Source organism: Streptomyces scabiei 87.22, from assembly GCF_000091305.1.
GTDB lineage: Bacteria > Actinomycetota > Actinomycetes > Streptomycetales > Streptomycetaceae > Streptomyces > Streptomyces scabiei.
Genome location: NC_013929.1, coordinates 8,207,288 through 8,225,721, shown reverse-complemented (window position 1 = coordinate 8,225,721; position 18,434 = coordinate 8,207,288). Strand labels below are relative to the sequence as shown.

Below are 18,434 nucleotides of genomic sequence, written 5' to 3'. Positions count from 1 at the left end.
TCATGTGTTGACGGCCGGGATTCCCCCGGCCGGCTCAGTCGCCCACGAAGTCCGCACGGGCCAGCAGGCCGGTGTCGGGGTTGTCGGTGAAGATGCCGTCGATGCCGGTGTCGAAGTACACCTTGAACGCGCCGAACGCGTCGCCGTAGGCGTTGGCGTCCGCGCCCCTGCGGAAGTTCGCGGGCAGGAAGGTGTTCTCGTTGCGCATGGTGTACGGGTGCAGGATCAGGCCCTTGGCATGCGCGTCCGCGACGAGGGTGGTGGGAGTCGTCAGGTTGCCGCCCGCGTCGCGCGGAATGACCAGGTCGAGCGTCGGGCCGATGCCGTTGGCGAAGGACGCGATCCAGGCGAGCCCGGCCGGCTTGACCAGGTCGGCGACCGTGCGCGGGTCACCGGCCTCGACGAAGTCCCAGGGGCGGGTGGCGGCGCCGGAGAGCAGGACGACCAGGGGGCTGTCCACCAGGCCGTTCAGGCGCTGGATGCTGCTCGGTTCGAACGACTGCAGGAAGACCGGCGAGTTCTTCTTGTGCCGGTCGTACTTGCGCAGCAGCGCGGCGAGCGGCTCCTCCAGGCCGAGGCCCAGCTTGCGGAAGTAGGTGGGGTGCTTGGTCTCCACGTGCAGCCAGACCCGCTCGCCCCGCTTCCTGCCCTCCTTCTCGGCCCAGCGCAGCACCTCCTCGAAGGTGGGGATCTCCCAGCGGCCGTCGTAGAGGGTGTTCCTCTGACGGTTGCCCGGGATGCGCTCCTTGGCGCGCAGGGTCTTCAGCTCGGCGAGGGTGAAGTCCTCGGTGAACCAGCCGGTGTACGTGACGCCGTCGACGACCTTCGTGGCCTTGCGGTCGGCGAACTCGGGGTGCGTCGCCACGTCGGTGGTGCCGGTGATGTCGTTCTCGTGACGGCACACGAGGTGGCCGTCCTTGGTGGGCACGAGGTCCTGCTCGATGACGTGCGCGCCCAGGTCGAGGGCGAGCTGGTACGAGCCGAGCGTGTGTTCCGGGCGGTAGCCGCTGGCGCCGCGGTGCCCGATGATCGTCGGCACGGGCAGTCTGCGGTATCCGCCGCCCGACTTCGCGCCCGACGCGGTCTCGGCGGCCGTGGCCGTGCCCGGCAGTCCGAGGACCGCTCCGCCCGCGCCGAGCATCGCGGCGCCGAGCAGCGCCCGTCGGCCCGCTCCGCGTCCCTGCTCGTTCGAGTCCTGCGACTGCCGCGACTCCTGCGTCCCCATGAACGGCTCCTCCACCGTGATGCCCTGCACCTGTCAAAGCGGGACGATCGTAGGTGTCCGGAGGTGACTGCCGGGAGACCTGGGACCGAACACGCGGAAGACGCCTCGTGTCGCACGAGTGGCGCAATTTGACGGGTCGTCCGTTCGCCGGCGCGACGTCCGTCACATGTTTCGGGGCCGTGACACGCCGCCACCCGGGCGTCACCGCAGGTAAAACAGCGTCAACACTTGGTATCCACTCGGTGAACCCGGTGTGCGACACCCCCGGAGCCGGGAGTATCGTCCTCACCTGCACATACTTGTACCGGAACGCTTGACATGGGAGGGCCTGTTGTCCCGCTTCGTGCTCATCAAGGCAGTGCTCGGACCGATCATGCGCCTGATGTTCCGCCCCCGGGTGGAGGGCGCCGAGCACATTCCGGGAGACGGGCCGGTGATCCTCGCCGGCAACCATCTGACCTTCATCGACTCGATGATCCTGCCGCTGGTCTGCGACCGGCAGGTCGTCTTCATCGGCAAGGACGAGTACGTCACCGGCAAGGGGATCAAGGGCCGGCTGATGGCCTGGTTCTTCACCGGCGTCGGCATGATCCCCGTCGACCGCGACGGCGGCCGGGGCGGTGTCGCGGCGCTGATGACCGGGCGGCGGGTGCTGGACGAGGGCCGGATGTTCGGCATCTACCCCGAGGGGACGCGGTCGCCCGACGGCCGTCTGTACCGGGGGCGCACGGGCATCGCCCGGCTGACGTTGATGACCGGGGCGCCGGTCGTGCCGTTCGCGATGATCGGGACGGACAAGATCCAGCCGGGCGGTGCGGGGCTGCCCCGGCCGCACCGGGTGACGGTGCGGTTCGGCGAGGCGATGGAGTTCTCCCGGTACGAGGGCATGGACCGGGACCGGTACGTACTGCGGGCGGTGACCGACTCGGTGATGGCCGAGGTGATGCGGTTGTCGGGGCAGGAGTATGTGGATATGTACGCGTCGAAGGCCAAGGAAGCGGCGTAGCTCCGCTGGTTGGGCGGGTGGGTGCGTGGGGGTGTCCGCTTCCTGGTCGGGTGCCGGTTGGTGGGGGTTTTCGCGCCGTTCCCCGCGCCCCTGAATGGGTGTTCGTTTGATGTCGGGTGACCGGTCGGGGGGGTTCTCGCGCCGTTCCCCGCGCCCCTGAATGGGTGTTCGTTCGATGTCGGGTGCCGGTTGGTGGGGGGTTCTCGCGCCGTTCCCCGCGCCCCTGGAAGGGGCGCGGGGTGCCGGTCAGGTGGGCTTTGGTACGTGTTGGGGGCGTAGGAGGAGCCAGGCTGTGGCTGCTGTTGCCAGGAGTACCGTCGCTCCTGCGCCCGCGGCCAGGGTCAGGCCGTCCACGAAGGCTTCCTGGGCCGCGGTGAGCATGTGCTGTGCCGTGTGCGGGGGCATGCTCGCCGCCGCCTCCACCGCTCCGCCCAGGGACTCGTGGGCCTCGGCCGGCGTGCCCGCCGGGGCCGTGAAGCCGCGGTACACGCCCGTCACGATCGAGCCCAGGACCGCGATACCGAGAGCGGCACCCAGCTCGTACGCCGTCTCCGAGACGGCCGAGGCCGCGCCCGCCTGCTCCTTCGGGACGCTGGAGAGGATGACGTCGGCGGTGACGGTGAAGGAAAGACCCGCGCCGACGCCGACGATCAGCAGGGCCGCGCCGATCAGGGGGTAGCCGGTGGTGCGGTCGACCAGCGTGAGCAGGGCGAGGGCGACGCCGATGGCCCCCAGACCGCCCGCGACCACGGAACGGACCGAGAAACGGCGGGCGGCGGCTCCGGCGATCAGGCCCGCGGCCACCGCGCCGACGGCCGCCGGCAGTTCCGCGAGGCCCGCCTCCAGTGGGCCCCGCCCCTGGACGAGTTGCAGGAACTGCGAGAGGAAGAAGACAAGGCCGGACAGGCCGAGGATGGTCAGCAGGTCGGCGAGGACCGCGCCGGAGAAGCCCCGGTCGCGGAACAGGCGCATGTCCAGCAGCGGATGCGGCAGCGTCAGCTGACGGCGGACGAAGAAGAACAGTCCGGCGAGGCCGAACACGCCCGCGGCGAGCGCGTTGCCGCCCAGGCCGTGGGAGGCGGTCTCCTTCACCGCGTACACGACACCGATCATGCCGACCAGCGACAGGCCGACGCTGAGCATGTCCCACGGGCCCGGGCTCGGGTGGCGGGACTCGGGGAGCAGCTTGATGCCGACGAGGACGAGGACGGCCATCACTGGCAGGTTGATCAGGAACACCGAACCCCACCAGAAGTGCTCCAGCAGGAACCCGCCGACGACGGGGCCGACCGCCGTGCCGGCGGACGCCGTGGCGCCCCAGATACCGATGGCGAGGCTGCGCTCGCGCGGGTCGTGGAAGAGGTTGCGGATCAGGGCGAGGGTGGCGGGCATCAGGGTGGCACCCGCGACACCGAGCAGGGCCCGCGCGACGATCATCGTCTCGGGCGAGGTCGCGTAGGCGTTGAGCACGGATATCGCGCCGAACGCCGTGGCCCCGACGAGCAGCAGCTTCTTGCGGCCGATCCGGTCGCCGAGGCTGCCGGCGGACACGAGCAGGCCCGCGATGACGAACGAGTAGACGTCACCGATCCACAGGAGCTGGTTGCCCGACGGCTGCAGATCCTCACTGATGTAGGGCGTCGCGAGACCGAGGACGGTCGCGTCGACGGCCACCAGCAGCACGGCGAGCACGAGGACGGAGAGTGCGAGCCAGCGGCCCGGCCTCTTCTCCGCCTCCGTCGCGCCGGCCGGCCGCAGGGTGCTGGTCATGATTCCTCTCTCGGTTGTGCGGGATGACGCAGAGCGCCGCCGAGCAGCAGCTCGGCGATCATGTGGGTGAAGTCCTTGGCGGCCACACGGCCGTCCGCGACGGCCCAGGCGCCGGAGGCCAGCAGGCCGTAGAGCGCCTCGGTGAGCCAGGCCGGGGTGAGGTCGATACGGAACTCGCCGGCCGCCTGGCCGCGGGCGAAGAGGGCCGCGATGCGGTCGTCGATCCGGGACCAGCCCTCGTGCTGCCCCTCCCCCTCGAACAGCTGCGCCTCGCTGTAGAGGAAGGCGAGGAGCCCGGCGGCCGGTTCGATCTCCCGCACGAGCCGTCGTACGGCCTCGGGTGCGGAGCCCTCGGCGGGACGGGCCGCGTCCAGGGCGGCCTCGCACTCCGCGATGCCGAGCGCCTCCAGCGCCCGTACGAGCGCGTCGCGCCCCGCGAAGTGGCGGTGCAACGTGGCCCGGCTGATCCCGGCGGCCTTGGCGACCTCGTCCATCGTCGCGGTGGATTTGCGGGTCAGCAGGGCGGCTGCACTGCGCAGCACGTGTTCACGATCGACGGCCATGAGACAACCATAACCCACGTGAGACATTCATGTCTCATAGGGGGCACGCATGTCTCATGGCCGTGGTTCAGGAGGTGTGGTCAGTGCCAGGGCAGCTGTGCGCGCCTGTCCCAGTAGGTCCGCGGGTCCTCGGCCAGACCGGCGAGGCCGGCCAGCTGCTCGTCGTCGAGGTCGACGACCGCCGCGTGCAGGTTGGAGGCGAGCTGGTTGGTGGTGGCGGCGCCGGACAGGACGACACCGGCCCACGGCTGCCGCAGCACCACCGCGAGGGCGACCGCGTCGCAGCCGAGACCCGTCCGCTCGGCGACGGCCCGGAGCGCGTCCGGGGCGTGCGGGCCCGCCAGCCTGCCGTTCGCCATGCCCTCCTTGACGATCACGGTCAGCCCGGCGTCGTGCGCCTCGGCGAGCGCGGGCGCGGCGGAGGTCTCCAGCGCGTTGTACGTCGACTGCACGGTACGGAACAGGGGTTCGCCGTCCACGGTCACCGTGAGGGCGGTGCGGATGGCCTCCGCCTGGGCCGGGCCGCTGGTGGAGAAGCCGATGGTGACGCCCTGGGCGGCGGCCTCCGCCAGCCGGGCGTGGAGTTCCTTGTCGGTGAGGGCCGGGCTGTCCGGGGTCACCGAGTGGATCTGGTAGAGGTCCAGCCGGTCGCCGAGGAGTTCGGCGCTCTCGGCGCGCTGTCGCTCGTACGTCCCGAGGCTGTGGTCCTTGACCTCGTGCCGCTCGGCGTCGGTGGTCCAGCCGGCGGTGTAGGTGTAGCCCCACTTGCTGCCGACGACGATGTCGTCCGGGCCGGGCCGGGCCCTCAGCCAGTCGGCGAGGAACTCCTCCGAGCGGCCGTACGAGCGGGCCGCGTCGAAGTAGCGGACGCCCTGGGCGTAGGCGGCGTCGAGGAGTTCGTGGGTGCGGGTGCGGAGGGCTTCGACGGTGCGGGTCTCCCCGAGGTCGGCGTCGCGGCCGAGGGTGATGTAGCCGGGGCGGGCGACTGCGGCGAGACCGAAGCCGATGTGGCAGGTGGGGGTGGTGGCTGCGGCCAGTCGGGCGAAGGGCATCGCGGGCTCCGTTCGGTCGGCTCCTGGAGGCTCCGACCAACCTAACTCGCGATGACCTTCGTCGTGCGGTGCGGGGGCTCGGGCTCCGGGGAGTTCTCGCCCCCGCCGCCCCTACCCGTCCCTCCCCCGCTCTCGGCTTCGCTCGAGCGGGAGGTGCCTCCATCCAGGGGCTGCGCCCCTTCGACCCCCCTCGCGCTCCGCGTGGGGTGGGGTGCGCATCTGCGCGTCCGGTGGGGGTTCTCGCGCAGTTCCCCGCGCCCCTTACGGGGCGCGCCTCCGCAGCCCCACGCCTGCCCCCGTCTCAGCTCTTCTTCGCGGTCGCCCACGCGTGCTGAGCGGCCACGTCCTGCTTGATGTCGGCCAGTTGGACCGCCACCGCGCTCGGGGCCGTGCCGCCCCGGCCGTTGCGGGAGGCCAGGGCGCCCGGGACGTTCAGGACGGTGCGGACCTCGGGTGTCAGGTGGGCCGAGATCTTGGCGAACTGCTCGTCCGTCAGGTCGTTCAGCTCCTTGTCCTCGGACTCGGCGACCTTGACGCACTCACCGGCGACCTCGTGGGCGACACGGAAGGGGACGCCCTGCTTGACGAGCCACTCGGCGACGTCGGTGGCGAGGGAGAAGCCGGCCGGGGCCAGTTCCTCCATGCGCTCGCGGTGGACGGTGAGCGTGGCCATCATGCCGGTGAAGGCGGGGAGCAGGATCTCCAGCTGGTCGATGGAGTCGAAGACCGGCTCCTTGTCCTCCTGGAGGTCGCGGTTGTAGGCCAGCGGCAGGGCCTTCAGCGTCGCCATCAGGCCGGTCAGGTTGCCGATCAGACGGCCGGACTTGCCCCGGGCCAGCTCCGCGATGTCCGGGTTCTTCTTCTGCGGCATGATCGACGAGCCCGTGGAGAAGGCGTCGTGGAGGGTCACGAAGGAGAACTCCTTCGTGTTCCAGATGATGACCTCCTCGGCGATCCGGGAGAGGTTCACGCCGATCATCGCGGTGATGAAGGCGAACTCGGCGACGAAGTCACGGGAGGCCGTGCCGTCGATGGAGTTCGCGGAGCTGCCGTGCTCGAAGCCCAGGTCCCTGGCCACCGCCTCCGGGTCCAGACCGAGGCTGCTGCCCGCGAGGGCGCCCGATCCGTAGGGGGAGACGGCCGTGCGCTCGTCCCACTGACGCAGCCGCTCCGCGTCCCGGGAGAGGGACTGGACATGGGCGAGCACGTGGTGGGCGAACAGGACCGGCTGGGCGTGCTGGAGGTGCGTACGGCCGGGCATCGCCACGTCCGGGTGGGCCTCCGCCAGACCGATCAGGGCCTCCTGCAGCTCGGCGATCAGACCGCCGACCGTACGGGCGTGGTCGCGCAGGTACATCCGGAAGAGGGTCGCGACCTGGTCGTTGCGGGACCGGCCGGCGCGCAGCTTGCCGCCCAGGTCGGGGCCCAGCCGCTCCAGGAGGCCGCGCTCCAGGGCGGTGTGCACGTCCTCGTCGGCGACCGTACCGACGAACTCGCCCGAGGCCACGTCCGCTTCCAGCCGGTCCAGGCCCGCGATCATGCGGGTCAGCTCGTCCTCGGTGAGCAGGCCCGCCTTGTGCAGCACACGCGCGTGGGCGCGGGAGCCCGCGATGTCGTACGGGGCCAGACGCCAGTCGAAGTGGACCGACGCGGACAGCTTCGCCAGGGCCTCCGCGGGACCGTCGGCGAAACGGGCGCCCCAGAGCCGTACGTCACCGCTGTTGCTGCTCACTCGCGTTGCTCCTCGATCTCCGCGTACTGCGCTGTTCGCTGTCATGCATGAGTATGCAGAACTCTGCATGAATCGTCAATCTGAGAGAACTTTGGGAGATGCGGAGAAAGCTTTGAACAAACGAAACCGCTTGCTCGTAACTCTCACCGAACGCAGGCGCCGCGTTAGTTCACACCGACCACACCCGACTCGAGTGAGGCATCCGCATGTCCAGGGCTCTTCCGAAGTACAACAAGCGTCGCGTAGGGATCATCGGCGGCGCCGCCGCGGTCGTGCTCTCCGGAGCGGTCATCGCGGGTTCCGCTCTTGCCGGTGAGGGTGCCAACAACAACGGGCAGGACGCCGCAGGGGCCGCCGGCCCCGGCACCATCTCCTGCCCGGCGGTCGAGGGCAGCCTGCCGGCGATCCCCGCCTCCGCGCAGGCCGAGGTCGACAGCAACCTGGCCCTACTGCAGACGCAGATCCAGGAGGCCAACAAGCGCCTCGTCGACACGGTCGGCCAGGGTGGTGCGAACTTCGTCCAGAACGCCATCCTCGGCCCGCTGGAGGACAAGCGCGTCGCCGCGCTGAACCGCATCGAGACCGCCATCGGCCGCGCCGCCGCCAAGCCCGAGGGCCTGGAGAAGCTCGCCCCCTGCCAGCTCAACCAGGGCGGCGCCGCCGGCGCCGGTGACCAGGCGGGCGCCGGTGCCGGAGCGGGTGCGGGTGCGGACGCCGGGGCCGGAGCGGGCAACGCCGGCGCCGGGAACGAAGCGGGTGCCCCGGGCACCATCTCCTGCCCGGCCGTCGAGGGCAGCCTCCCGGCCATCCCCGCCTCCGCCCAGGCCGAGGTCGACCGCAACCTCGCCCTCCTCGACACCCAGATCCAGGAAGCCAACAAGCGCCTCGTCGACACCGTCGGCCAGGGCGGCGCGAACTTCGTCAACAACGCCATCCTCGGCCCGCTGGAGGACAAGCGCGTCGCGACGCTGAACCGCATCGAGACCGCCATCGGCCGCGCCGCCGCCAAGCCCGAAGGCCTGGAGAAGCTCGCCCCCTGCCAGCTCAACCAGGGCGGCGCCGCCGGCGCCGGTGACCAGGCCGGCGCCGGTGACCAGGCGGGCGAGGAGGCCGGAGCCGGCACCGAGGCCGGTGCGGGCGAGGACGCGGGCAACGCCGGTAACGCGGGCAACGCGGGTGCCGAGAACAACGCGGGTGCCCCGGGCACCATCTCCTGCCCGGCCGTCGAGGGCAGCCTCCCGGCCATCCCCGCCTCCGCCCAGGCCGAGGTCGACCGCAACCTCGCCCTCCTCGACACCCAGATCCAGGAAGCCAACAAGCGCCTCGTCGACACCGTCGGCCAGGGCGGCGCGAACTTCGTCAACAACGCCATCCTCGGCCCGCTGGAGGACAAGCGCGTCGCCGCGCTGAACCGCATCGAGACCGCCATCGGCCGCGCCGCCGCCAAGCCCGAGGGCCTGGAGAAGCTCGCCCCCTGCCAGCTCAACCAGTAGTCCTCCGGCTCGGCCGGAGTGACCTCCTGCGCCCCTGATCGGGGGGCGGCAGGGGCCGTGGCCGCCCCGCGCGCCGGCCGGGGCGGCCACGGAAGACCCGGTTCCGGGTGGATCCCCACAAGGGGAACCACCCGGAATTCGCTTTCCCGCCCTCGGTCCGCATCCCCGACTTCGCGCCGACCCCTCGAAGAATTCCTTAGACAGGCGAAGTTTTTCCGTCAATAATCGTTAGACATGGGAAAGACTTACGAGCGCATCGACGGCCGCCTCCGTACCTTCATCGAGGCCCAGCCCCTCTTCTTCACCGCCTCGGCGCCCCTGTCGGCCGACGGCACGGTCAACCTCTCCCCCAAGGGCCTGCGCGGTTCGTTCGTGGTCCTCGACGAACTCACCGTCGCCTATCTGGACTTCGCGGGGTCCAACGCGGAGACGATCGCCCACCTGCGCGAGAACGGCCGGATCACCCTCATGTGGTGCGCCTTCCAGGGCCCGCCCACCATCGTGCGGGTGCACGGCACCGGGGAGGCCGTCTTCCGCGACGATCCGCGCTTCGCCGGGCTCCTGGCCCGCTTCCCCGGCATCGACCCCGCTCAGCACGGCCTGCGCGCCGTCATCGTGGTCCGGGCCGAGCGCATCCGCGACAGCTGCGGCTACGCCGTGCCGTTCATGGCGTACGAGGAGGACCGCGACCTGCACGGCAGGCGCTTCGCGCGCGAGGACGACGACTCGCTCAGCGCCTACTTCGGCTCCAAGGAGCACATAGCCACCAGCCTGGACGGCCTTCCCGGGCTGCCGCTGCCCCTGCCGCCCTCCGGCGGCTGAGGCTGGTCCGACGCGCGGGCGGCACGCGGGTGGCGCGGCCGTCCCCGCGCCACCGGTCCTGCCGCGCGGCGAGTTGTTCACGCGGTTGAACACACGGCACTCCCTGCACGTACGTGTGGGCCAAGGGTCCAGCCCACCACGGAGGAACCGTGTCCACGATCGCCGGAGGTCGCGCCGCGCGCCGCCAGACGATGCGCCGCATCCGACCTCGTCGTTCTCCCGCCGTCCCGCTGCTGATCGCCTTCTGGGCGGGCGCGGCGGCGGTGGTGTGGCTGTGGTGGGACAACACCGCGTCCATCGCGGACCAGGGCAGCAAGATGGTGAACGCCGGGCGGATCACGGGCCTGCTCGCCGGTTACCTGATGGCCCTGGTGGTGCTCCAGATGGCCCGGGTGCCCGCGCTGGAACGGCGGGTCGGCTCCGACCGGGTGGCCCGCTGGCACGCGATGACCGGCCGCTACACGCTCTGCCTGGTCGTCGCGCACGTCGTCCTCACGATGTACGGGTACGCCCTGCAGGCCGGCCTCACCCACACCGCGATCCTGCAGCAGACGATCGACTCGATCAACCAGCTGCCGGACATGGGCAAGGCGGCCATCGGCACCGGTCTGCTGGTGTTCATCGGGCTCATCTCGATCGGCCCGGTGCGCAAGCGGATCCCGTACGACCTCTGGTACCACACGCACCTGCTGACGTACGCGGCCACGTTCCTGACCTTCTGGCACCAGATCACCACCGGCAACGAGTTCGCCGCCACCCCCGCGGCGAAGACCGGCTGGTACGCGCTGTACGGCACGGTGACCGCCCTGGTCGTCTGGTACCGGATCATCTCCCCGGTCAAGCTGAACCTGAAGCACCGGCTGCGGGTCGAGGCGGTCATCGAGGAGTCGCCCGGCATCGTGTCGGTGCTGATGAGCGGACGCAAGCTGCACCGGATGGGAGCGGAGGCCGGGCAGTTCTTCCGCTGGCGGTTCCTCGCGCCGGGCATGCGGTTCAGCTCGCACCCGTATTCGCTGTCGGCGGCGCCCCGCCCGAACATGCTGCGCATCACGGTCAAGGCGATCGGCGACCACAGCTCGGCCCTGCGCGAACTGGAGCCCGGTGTCCGGGTGTGGGCTGAGGGCCCGTACGGGGCGCTCACGGCCGGCAAGCGCAGCAAGGGCAAGGTGCTGCTGGTGGCCGGCGGTGTGGGCATCACGCCGATGCGGGCCCTGTTCGAGACGCTGCCCGGCGCGGCCGGCGACCTGACGCTGCTCTACCGGGCCAACAGCACCCAGGACCTGGCCCTGTGGGACGAGCTGGCGCAGATCGCCGAGGAGCGCGGGGCGCGGCTGATGTACGCGGTGAACAGCCCGGAGGGCGAACGCCCGGACATCTCGCCGGACTCGCTGCGCCGCAAGATCCCGGACATCGAGAGCCACGACGTCTTCCTGTGCGGGCCGCCCGGCTTCGCGCAGGGCGTCTACGAGGCGCTGCGCGGTGCGGGTGTCCCGACCCGCCGTATCCACCACGAGTCGTTCGAGATGTGAGCGAGTCGGCCGGCCGAAGGGCGTGATCGCGTCCGGCCGTCCGTCCCCGCCGTCCGACCCCGGACCGGACCAGCCCAGGTCCGGGGACCGTCCCAGCGGCAGGTCATCAGGATCTGCCCACCCCGACTTTCTGGCCATGGGTTTCCCCACGGGTTCGCCCCACGGGTCTCCCCCGCGAGACTTCACACCTCAGGAGCTGAAGGAGCGATGAAGAAGAGCCACCCCATCCGGCGGACCCTGCTCGCCACCGCCGCCACCGTGTCCGGCATCGTGCTGCTGCTGTCGCTGAAGCCGGCCTCGGACGCCGGGTCGGTACAGGCAGGCGCGGCCGGGGGCGTCCCTTCGGCGCAGGGCGGGGTGGCGGCGGGCGCGCAGACCCTGACGGGTTCCGCCGTCGACACCGAGTACGGCCCCGTCCAGGTCCGGATCACCGTCGACGGCGGCAAGATCACCAAGGCCGAGGCGGTGCAGCAGCCCAGCGGCGGCCGTTCCACCCAGATCAGCGGCGACGCCATCCCCAAGCTGAACCAGGCGGCGATGACGGCGAGCAGCGCCGACATCGACGCCGTCTCGGGTGCCACCTACACCAGCGCCGGCTACAAGGAGTCCCTCCAGTCCGCCCTGGACCAGGCAGGCAAGGCGCAGGACTCGGGCGCCCAGGTGCTCACGGGGACGACCGTCCAGACCGACTACGGGCCGGTCCAGGTCCGGGTCACGGTCAGCGGCGGCAAGATCACCAAGGCCGAGGCCGTACAGGCGCCGAGCGGCGGCCGCTCCACGCAGATCACCGGCGACTCGGTGCCGAAGCTGAACCAGGCGGCCGTGGCGGCGGGCAGCGCCGACATCGACGCCGTCTCCGGCGCCACCTACACCAGCGCCGGCTACAAGGAGTCCCTCCAGTCCGCCCTCGACCAGGCCGGCAAGGCGCAGGACTCGGGCGGCGGCGAGGTCGAGGCGGGCGGCAAGGCGCAGGACGGGGGCGGCGACGCCGACAAGTCCGGGGCCGGGCAGGTGACGGGCACGCAGGTGCTCACGGGCTCCGCCGTCAAGACGGACTACGGGCCGGTCCAGGTCCGGGTCACGGTCACCGACGGCCGGATCACGAACGCCGAGGCGCTGCAGCAGCCCACCGGCGGCCGTTCCACCCAGATCAGCGGCACCGCCATCCCGCAGCTCAACAAGAACGCCGTCTCGGCGGGGAGCGCCGACATCGACGCCGTCTCCGGCGCCACGTACACCAGCGGCGGCTACAAGGAGTCCCTCCAGTCCGCACTGGACCAGGCAGGATGACCCCATGAGCGAACCCGTCGGAGCCCCCGCGCCCGCCCCGCTGCGGCACGTCGAGGAGGTCATGGGCACCGTCTTCTCGTTCGACGTGCGGGGAGGCGAGCCCGCCGCGGTCAGGGCGGCGCTGGACGAGGCGGTGGCCGGGCTCCACGCCGTGAACGAGGTGTTCAGCACCTACCGCGAGGACAGCCAGATCTCCCGGCTCGCGCGGGGCGAGGTGACGATCGAGGAGTGCGCTCCCGAGGTCGGCGAGGTGCTCGACCTGTGCGCCGAGGCCGAGCGGTCGAGCGGTGGCTGGTTCAGCGCCACGTACGAGGGCCGCTTCGACCCGACCGGGCTGGTGAAGGGGTGGGCCACCGAACGGGCGGCCCGGCTGCTGGTCGACGCCGGCGCGACCGGGGTGAACGTGAACGGGGGCGGTGACGTCCAGTTGTACGGCGTCCCCGGCCCGGAGCGGCCGTGGCGCGTCGGCGTGGCGGACCCGCTGCGGCCCGGGGGGCTCGCGGCCGTCGTCACCGCCGCCGGGGCGGACCGGCTGGCGGTGGCCACGTCCGGCACGGCCGAACGGGGCGCACACATCGTCGACCCCCGCACCAGGAAGTCCGCGGTGACCGACCTGGTCTCGGTGACGGTGGTGGCGCCCGGCCTCACCTGGGCCGACTGCTGGGCCACGGCCGCCTTCGCCATGGGCTCCCGCGAGGGCCTGGCGTGGCTGGAGTCACTGGAGGACACCGAGGCCCTGCTGATCACGGCGGGCGACGAGGTCCGCTGCACGGGCGGGCTGGCCGCGCGGCTGGGCTGAGCGGGGAGGCACCGGGCCGGGCCGACGCCGGCCGGGCTTCGCTCACCGGCGCTCACGGGGTGCCGCGCCCGCCTTCCCTCACTCCCGGCCTCGCCGAGCGGAAGATGCCCCGTCGGCCCGGCGGCACGGGTGGGCGGGGACACGGGAAACCGCGGGCCGCCAAAGGGGCGCGGGGAACTGCGCGACCGGCCGTGCGCCACCCGCACCCGGCGTCCCCTCGCGAACCCGCCTCCCCGTAGCCGCCCCGCCCCCCGGCGCGGGCCTCAGTGTCCGTTCTGGGCGAGCCTCAGCAGGTGGTCGGCCAGCGCCTGACCGCCCACGGGGTCCCGGCTGATCAGCATCAGTGTGTCGTCGCCCGCGATCGTCCCCAGGATGTCGTGCAGTTCGGCCTGGTCGATGGCCGAGGCCAGGAACTGGGCCGCGCCCGGCGGTGTCCGCAGCACCACCAGGTTCGCCGAGGCCTCGGCGGAGATCAGCAGCTCCGCGGAGAGCCGCCGCATCCGCTCCTCCTTCGCCGACCCCCCGAGCGGCGCCCGAGGGGTCCGGAATCCCCCCTCGCTCGGCACCGCGTAGATCAGGTCGCCGTCGGTGTTGCGGATCTTCACCGCGTTCAGCTCGTCCAGGTCCCGGCTGAGCGTCGCCTGGGTGACGCTCAGCCCGTCGTCGGACAGCAGCTTCGCCAACTGGCTCTGCGACCGCACGGGTTGCCGGTTGAGGATGTCCACGATCCGCCGGTGGCGTGCGGTGCGGGTCTGCGGCACGGCGGGCCCCGCCTGGTCGTGCTCCTGCGCCTGGCTCATCGTCGTCTCATTCTCCGGCTCGTCCGTCCCCGCTGGCTTCATGAGCCGCCCGTGCCGCGTCGAGGATGCCGGGCAGTGCCCGGAGGAGGGCGTCCACCTCCGCGTCCGCGACATTGAGCGCGGGCATCAGCCTCACGACATCGGGTGCGGGCGCGTTCACCAGGAAACCGGCGTCCTGTGCGGCCTGTTGCGCCAGTGGCGCGAGCGGCTCGGTGAGCACGATACCCAGCAGCAGGCCCGCGCCACGGACGTGGTCGATCATCGGGTCCCCGAGCGACTCGATCCCCTCGCGCAGCTTCTCGCCCTGCCGCTTGACGTTCTCCAGCAGCCCCTCCGCCCGGATGGTCTCCAGGACGGCGAGTCCGGCGGCGCAGGCGACCGGGTTGCCGCCGAAGGTGGTGCCGTGCTGTCCGGGCCGGAGCAGCTCGGCGGCCCGCCCGAAGGCGACGGTCGCGCCGATGGGCAGTCCGCCGCCGAGGCCCTTGGCGAGGGTGACGACGTCCGGCAGGACGCCCTCGTGCGCCTGGTACTCGAACCAGTGCCCGGTCCGGCCGACGCCGGTCTGCACCTCGTCGAGGACGAGCAGCGAGCCGGCCGCGGCCGTGATGGCCCGCGCCGCCTTCAGATAGCCGGCCGGCGGGACCACCACGCCCTTCTCGCCCTGCACGGGCTCGATGATGACGAGGGCCGTGTCCTCGGTGACGGCGGCGGCCAGAGCCTGCGCGTCGCCGAACGGGACGTGGGTGACGTCGCCGGGCAGCGGGTGGAAGCCGGTCTGTTTGCCGGGCTGGCCGGTCAGGGCGAGCGCGCCCATGGTGCGGCCGTGGAAGCCGCCCTCGGTCGCGACCATGTGGGTCCGCCCGGTGAGCCGGCCGATCTTGAAGGCGGCCTCGTTGGCCTCGGCGCCCGAGTTGCAGAAGAAGACCTTGCCGTCGCGGCCGAAGAGTTCGAGGAGCCGTTCGGCCAGGGCGACCGGCGGTTCGGCGACGAACAGGTTGGAGACATGGCCGAGGGAGGCGATCTGGGTGCTGACGGCCTCGACGACGGCCGGGTGGCCGTGGCCGAGCGCGTTGACCGCGATCCCGCCGACGTAGTCGACGTACTCCGTGCCGTCGGCGTCCCACACCTTGCTGCCGGCGCCGCGGACGAGCGAGAGCTTCGGGGTGCCGTAGTTGTCCATGAGCGACCCGCGCCACCGCTGGGTCAGCTCCTCGTTGGCGGTCATACGGCGTCCCCCTGTTCCGGGTCCGGCACGACCATCGTGCCGATGCCCTCGTCGGTGAAGATCTCCAGCAGGATCGAGTGCTGGACCCGGCCGTCGATGACACGGGCCGTCTGGACGCCGTTGCGTACGGCGTGCAGGCAGCCCTGCATCTTCGGCACCATGCCCGAGGACAGGTCCGGCAGCAGCTTCTCCAGCTGGGTGGCGGTGAGGCGGCTGATCACCTCGTCGCTGTTCGGCCAGTCCTCGTAGAGGCCCTCGACGTCCGTGAGGACCATGAGGGTTTCGGCGTCAAGAGCAGCAGCGAGTGCCGCAGCCGCCGTATCAGCATTGACGTTGTAGACATGTCCGTCGTCCTGGCTACGGGCGATCGACGAGACGACCGGGATGCGGCCGTCGGCGAGGAGTGCCTCGATCGCGCCCGTGTCGATCGCGGTGATCTCGCCCACCCGCCCGATGTCGATCAACTCTCCGTCGACCTCGGGCCGGTGCCTGGTGGCGGTGATGGTGTGCGCGTCCTCGCCGGTCAGTCCGACGGCGAGCGGTCCGTGCTGGTTGAGCAGGCCGACCAGTTCGCGCTGGACCTGCCCGGCGAGCACCATGCGGACGACGTCCATGGCGTCCTCGGTGGTGACGCGCAGGCCGGCCCTGAACTCGCTGACGATGCCGTGCCGGTCGAGGGCGGCACTGATCTGCGGGCCGCCGCCGTGCACGACGACGACGTCGAGCCCGGCGTGCCGCAGGAAGACGACGTCCTGGGCGAAGGCAGCCTTGAGGTCCTCGTCGACCATGGCGTTGCCGCCGAACTTGATGACGACCGTCTTGCCGTTGTGACGGGTCAGCCAGGGCAGCGCTTCGATGAGGATCTGGGCCTTGGGGAGGGCGGTGTGCTTCCGCGTGCCGCTCATGAGGAGTACGCGCTGTTCTCGTGGACGTAGTCCGCGGTGAGGTCGTTGGTCCAGATGGTGGCCGTCTCGGAGCCCGCGGCGAGGTCGGCGACGATGTGCACCTCGCGGTAGCGCATGTCGACCTTCTCGCGGTCCTCACCGACACCGCCGTTCTTGCAGACCCAGACGCCGTTGATGGCGACGTTGAGCCGGTCGGGCTCGAAGGCGGCGGACGTGGTGCCGATCGCGGAGAGGACCCGGCCCCAGTTGGGGTCCTCGCCGTGCAGGGCGCACTTGAGGAGGTTGTTGCGGGCGACGGAGCGGCCCACCTCGACGGCGTCGGCCTCGGTCGCGGCGTTCACGACCTCGATCCTGATGTCCTTGCTGGCGCCCTCGGCGTCCCGGATGAGCTGCTGTCCGAGGTCGTCGCAGACCTGGCGTACGGCTTCGGCGAACTCCGCGTACTCCGGGGTGACTCCGGCGGCGCCGGAGGCGAGCAGCAGCACGGTGTCGTTGGTGGACATGCAGCCGTCGGAGTCGACCCGGTCGAAGGTCGTGCGCGTCGCGGCGCGCAGGGCCCGGTCGAGGGCGTCGCTCTCCAGGTCGGCGTCGGTGGTGAGGACGACGAGCATGGTGGCGAGGCCGGGCGCGAGCATGCCGGCGCCCTTCGCCATCCCGCCGACCGTCCAGCCGTCCTGCGTCACGACGGCCGTCTTGTGCACGGTGTCGGTGGTCTTGATGGCGATGGCGGCCTTCTCACCGCCGTGCTCGGAGAGCTGGGCGACGGCCTTGTCGACGCCCCGCGTCAGCTTGTCCATGGGCAGGAGGACGCCGATGAGACCGGTGGAGCACACCGCGACCATCCCGGCCGCGTGACCGCCCAGGTCGTCATGTCCCGCCGAGTTGAGGGAATCGGCCACCTTCTCGGCGGTGGCGTGCGTGTCCTGGAAGCCCTTCGGACCCGTACAGGCGTTGGCTCCGCCGGAGTTGAGGACGACGGCGGAGACCTCGCCGCTCTTCAGCACCTGCTCGGACCAGAGAACCGGTGCCGCCTTGACACGGTTGGAGGTGAAGACGCCCGCGGCGGCGAGGCGGGGCCCGTGGTTGACCACGAGGGCCAGGTCCGGGTTTCCGTTCTCCTTGATCCCGGCGGCGATGCCCGCCGCTGTGAACCCCTTGGCTGCCGTCACGCTCACGGTGCGACTCCGATCGTCGAAAGCCCCGTCGTCTCGTGGAGTCCGAGGGCGATGTTCATGCTCTGGAGGGCGCCACCGGCGGTGCCCTTGGTGAGGTTGTCGATGGCGCTGATCGCGATGATGCGGCCCGCGGCCTCGTCGTACGCGACCTGGATCTGTACGGCGTTGGAACCGTGGACGGACGCCGTGGCGGGCCACTGCCCCTCGGGGAGCAGATGGAGGAACGGCTCGTCGGCGAAGGTCTTCTCGTAGGCGGTGCGCACGGAGTCGGCGGTGACGCCGGGCCTCGCCTTTGCGCTGCACGTGGCGAGGATGCCGCGGGACATCGGGGCGAGGGTCGGGGTGAAGGACACGGTGACCGGCTCGCCGGCGACTCCGGTGAGGTTCTGGGTCACCTCGGGCGTGTGCCGGTGTCCGCCGCCGACGCCGTACGGGGTCATGGATCCCATGACCTCGCTGCCGAGCAGGTGGGTCTTGGGTGCCTTGCCCGCGCCGGAGGTGCCGGAGGCGGCGACGATCACGGCCTCGTTCTCGGCGAGGCCCGCGGCGTAGGCCGGGAACAGCGCCAGGGTGACGGCCGTGGGGTAGCAACCGGGTACCGCGATGCGCTTGGACCCCTCCAGCGCGGCGCGGGCACCCGGAAGTTCGGGGAGGCCGTAGGGCCAGGTGCCGGCGTGGGGCGAGCCGTAGAAGCGCTCCCAGTCGGCGGGGTCCTTGAGCCGGAAGTCGGCGCCCATGTCGATGACGAGCACCTCCGGGCCGAGTTGCTCGGCCACGGCCGCGGACTGCCCGTGCGGCAGCGCGAGGAACACGACGTCGTGCCCGGCCAGGGCCTCGGGCGTCGTCTCCTGCAGCACCCGGTCGGCCAGGGGCAGCAGATGCGGCTGGAGCCCGCCCAGCCGTCGGCCCGCGTTCGAACTGCCGGTCAGCGCACCGATCTCCACTTCGGGGTGTGCGAGCAGCAGGCGCAGCACTTCGCCGCCCGCATAACCACTCGCTCCCGCCACCGCCACACGTACCGCCGCCATGGAATCCTCCTCCTGGATGG

The 18,434-nt window shown here is 71.5% G+C and carries 15 protein-coding genes and 1 pseudogene; 6 read left to right on the top strand and 10 right to left on the bottom strand.

Going from position 1 to position 18,434, the window contains the following annotated elements; all coding sequences use genetic code 11:
• Positions 1-34: 34 nt before the first annotated feature.
• On the bottom strand, positions 35-1,225 hold the full coding sequence (locus SCAB_RS35590; protein WP_013004957.1) for a glycerophosphodiester phosphodiesterase: 1,191 nt from the start codon (positions 1,223-1,225) through the stop codon (positions 35-37).
• Positions 1,226-1,556: 331 nt separating this feature from the next.
• On the opposite strand from SCAB_RS35590, the gene SCAB_RS35585 reads away from it, so the two are divergent.
• Positions 1,557-2,231 (top strand): lysophospholipid acyltransferase family protein, encoded by a 675-nt coding sequence (locus SCAB_RS35585; RefSeq protein ID WP_037725637.1) that lies wholly within the window; start codon positions 1,557-1,559, stop codon positions 2,229-2,231.
• A gap of 246 nt (positions 2,232-2,477) precedes the next feature.
• On the opposite strand, the gene SCAB_RS35580 is transcribed toward SCAB_RS35585, so the two are convergent.
• From SCAB_RS35580 to argH, 4 genes are all read right to left on the bottom strand, one after another.
• A complete protein-coding gene (locus tag SCAB_RS35580; protein WP_013004955.1) occupies positions 2,478-4,001 on the bottom strand; it encodes an MFS transporter in 1,524 nt (507 codons plus the stop codon).
• Positions 3,998-4,564 (bottom strand): TetR/AcrR family transcriptional regulator, encoded by a 567-nt coding sequence (locus SCAB_RS35575; RefSeq protein ID WP_013004954.1) that lies wholly within the window; start codon positions 4,562-4,564, stop codon positions 3,998-4,000. Before SCAB_RS35575 ends, SCAB_RS35580 begins: the two co-directional genes overlap by 4 nt.
• Positions 4,565-4,644: 80 nt before the next feature.
• Positions 4,645-5,616 carry an aldo/keto reductase gene (locus SCAB_RS35570; RefSeq protein WP_013004953.1) on the bottom strand — a complete coding sequence of 324 codons (972 nt, stop codon included), beginning with the start codon at positions 5,614-5,616 and terminating at the stop codon, positions 4,645-4,647.
• A gap of 301 nt (positions 5,617-5,917) precedes the next feature.
• A complete protein-coding gene (gene argH, locus SCAB_RS35565; protein WP_013004952.1) occupies positions 5,918-7,348 on the bottom strand; it encodes an argininosuccinate lyase in 1,431 nt (476 codons plus the stop codon).
• Positions 7,349-7,554: 206 nt separating this feature from the next.
• Between argH and SCAB_RS47995 the strand changes: the two are divergent.
• The 5 genes and pseudogenes from SCAB_RS47995 to SCAB_RS35540 form a co-directional block, all read left to right on the top strand.
• A pseudogene (locus tag SCAB_RS47995) lies at positions 7,555-8,400 on the top strand (hypothetical protein); the annotation flags it as partial.
• A 675-nt stretch (positions 8,401-9,075) separates the two neighbouring features.
• Positions 9,076-9,663, top strand: coding sequence for a pyridoxamine 5'-phosphate oxidase family protein (locus tag SCAB_RS35555; RefSeq protein WP_013004950.1), 588 nt, complete (start codon positions 9,076-9,078; stop codon positions 9,661-9,663).
• 191 nt (positions 9,664-9,854) lie between these two features.
• Complete coding sequence (locus SCAB_RS35550; RefSeq protein WP_046773582.1) at positions 9,855-11,192, top strand: ferredoxin reductase family protein; 1,338 nt, start codon at positions 9,855-9,857, stop codon at positions 11,190-11,192.
• Positions 11,193-11,399: 207 nt separating this feature from the next.
• Positions 11,400-12,482 carry an FMN-binding protein gene (locus SCAB_RS35545; RefSeq protein ID WP_013004948.1) on the top strand — a complete coding sequence of 361 codons (1,083 nt, stop codon included), beginning with the start codon at positions 11,400-11,402 and terminating at the stop codon, positions 12,480-12,482.
• Positions 12,483-12,486: 4 nt separating this feature from the next.
• Positions 12,487-13,281, top strand: coding sequence for an FAD:protein FMN transferase (locus tag SCAB_RS35540; protein WP_013004947.1), 795 nt, complete (start codon positions 12,487-12,489; stop codon positions 13,279-13,281).
• A 263-nt stretch (positions 13,282-13,544) separates the two neighbouring features.
• Here the strand turns inward: SCAB_RS35540 and SCAB_RS35535 are convergent, their stop codons facing one another.
• Genes SCAB_RS35535 through argC form a run of 5 tightly spaced genes read right to left on the bottom strand, consistent with a single transcriptional unit; the run spans position 13,545 to position 18,414 of the window.
• On the bottom strand, positions 13,545-14,081 hold the full coding sequence (locus SCAB_RS35535; protein ID WP_013004946.1) for an arginine repressor: 537 nt from the start codon (positions 14,079-14,081) through the stop codon (positions 13,545-13,547).
• Positions 14,082-14,088: 7 nt separating this feature from the next.
• The gene (locus tag SCAB_RS35530) at positions 14,089-15,306 is read right to left on the bottom strand and encodes an acetylornithine transaminase (protein WP_013004945.1); all 1,218 of its coding nucleotides are present in this window, start codon (positions 15,304-15,306) and stop codon (positions 14,089-14,091) included.
• Positions 15,303-16,211 carry an acetylglutamate kinase gene (gene argB / locus SCAB_RS35525; RefSeq protein ID WP_013004944.1) on the bottom strand — a complete coding sequence of 303 codons (909 nt, stop codon included), beginning with the start codon at positions 16,209-16,211 and terminating at the stop codon, positions 15,303-15,305. The genes SCAB_RS35530 and argB overlap by 4 nt, the downstream gene beginning before the upstream one ends.
• Positions 16,208-17,386 carry a bifunctional glutamate N-acetyltransferase/amino-acid acetyltransferase ArgJ gene (argJ, locus tag SCAB_RS35520; protein WP_013004943.1) on the bottom strand — a complete coding sequence of 393 codons (1,179 nt, stop codon included), beginning with the start codon at positions 17,384-17,386 and terminating at the stop codon, positions 16,208-16,210. The genes argB and argJ overlap by 4 nt, the downstream gene beginning before the upstream one ends.
• Positions 17,383-18,414 (bottom strand): N-acetyl-gamma-glutamyl-phosphate reductase, encoded by a 1,032-nt coding sequence (gene argC, locus SCAB_RS35515; RefSeq protein ID WP_013004942.1) that lies wholly within the window; start codon positions 18,412-18,414, stop codon positions 17,383-17,385. Before argC ends, argJ begins: the two co-directional genes overlap by 4 nt.
• Positions 18,415-18,434: the final 20 nt, after the last annotated feature.